We start from the raw sequence: 1463 nt of genomic DNA on the forward strand, positions 1-1463 counted from the left end.
CTCGATATTTCGCTCTCGCGAAAATCGGGGAAGTTCATCTTACCACCATACAGCTGCTTGTGCAACCGCCACTTTATGGTAATCTTCTCTTCATTTTTAAGTTCAACCGCATGATGCGGTCAGCTTGGCGGCGTCCTACTCTTCCGGGACCCTGCGGTCCAAGTACCATTGGCGCTGAAAGGCTTAACGTTCGTGTTCGGGATGGGTACGCGTGGTTCCCTTCCTCCATCACCACCAAACCTATTTGAGCTGATCGACTTTCGTGAAATCTTTCAGCTGTTTTGCGGATGACCAATATACCATACAAAACTAGGCTGTTCAATCGCTACATTATGGTATATTCAGAAATCCTTGCCGCTGTTCCTGACAGCGACAAGGAGTATATTATCACAATCCACACATAAAAAGCAACATATATTTATAACCTTCATTTCCCATTTTGCAGAGAAAAATATCTTTCAAAGTACATTAGTGTATCCGGGAGATGGCTTGTCCAGTAGTTCCAATCGTGTTGACCTGAAAATTCTTGATACTCATGTGTATAACCAATGCGCTGCAGATGGTTACGGAACGCTGCATTCATTGGATACAAATAGTCCTCCGTACCGCAATCAAAATACAAGGAAGGCCGTTCCTCAGGCGGATCCTGCATACGCATTTCTGTTAACACATTTAAATCATGCTCCATAGCATGAATTCCGTTTCTTGGGCCAATAATCCTGGAGAATTCCGATCGATCAAAATCTTTCTGCGGCATAAGCTGGGCTGAGCCTAATGCTCCAGATAAGCTTGCAGCGGCTCCGAACAGATCAGGATTTCGCAGCGATAATAGGAAAGCGCCAAATCCGCCCATGGATAATCCCGCAATTACGCGTGTATCTCTGGTTTTCAAGGTGCGGTAGTTGTTATCAATGAAAGGAACCAGATCCGAAATCAAATATTCCTCAAAGTTGCCCGTTCCATCATACCAATCCATATAATAAGTACCATGTCCGTAGCCACCGTCACTTGGCATAACAACAATGCATTCACGCAACCGATGCTCACTTATCATGTGATCCAAGGTTTGCCCTGCATTCCCCTTATAATTCCAGTCCAATTCAGAACCGTACATCCCATGCAATAAATAAATTACAGGGTACGCCTGATCTGTTTCTTCATAAGAAGGAGGTAAGTACACAAAGCAGGTTTTCCGTTCATAAAGTGCTCCTGAAAAAAACGATACCGGTGTTACACTCATTTCTTTATTGCCTCCCTCATCTACCAAATAAATAGTAGTCACTTCTACCATTATAGCAAAAATTACCTGCAAGCACGAATAAGCGATCTCTTTAGAAAGCTGCTCTGTGGGCGAGAATGTAGAATACATAATTCCGAAAAAAAATTTGTAAATACAAAAAACACATCAACAAATGTTGATGTGTTTTTTGTGCTTGGCGGCGTCCTACTCTCCCAGGACCCTG

The 1463-nt window shown here is 43.3% G+C and carries 1 protein-coding gene and 1 rRNA gene; both read right to left on the reverse strand.

The genetic code is table 11. The annotated features are described in order from the left end of the window. Positions 1–122: 122 nt before the first annotated feature. Positions 123–239, reverse strand: a 5S ribosomal RNA gene (gene rrf / locus GQS10_RS22770). 188 nt (positions 240–427) lie between these two features. Further along, a complete protein-coding gene (locus GQS10_RS22775; protein ID WP_243735366.1) occupies positions 428–1369 on the reverse strand; it encodes an alpha/beta hydrolase in 942 nt (313 codons plus the stop codon). Positions 1370–1463: the final 94 nt, after the last annotated feature.

It is taken from the genome of Paenibacillus turpanensis (assembly GCF_011421635.1).
Classification (GTDB): domain Bacteria; phylum Bacillota; class Bacilli; order Paenibacillales; family YIM-B00363; genus Paenibacillus_AK; species Paenibacillus_AK turpanensis.

Bases quoted from the DNA above. Each gene is read 5' to 3' on its own strand.
- GQS10_RS22775 (WP_243735366.1), bottom strand. From the start codon at position 1,369: ATGTATTCTACATTCTCGCCCACAGAGCAGCTTTCTAAAGAGATCGCT.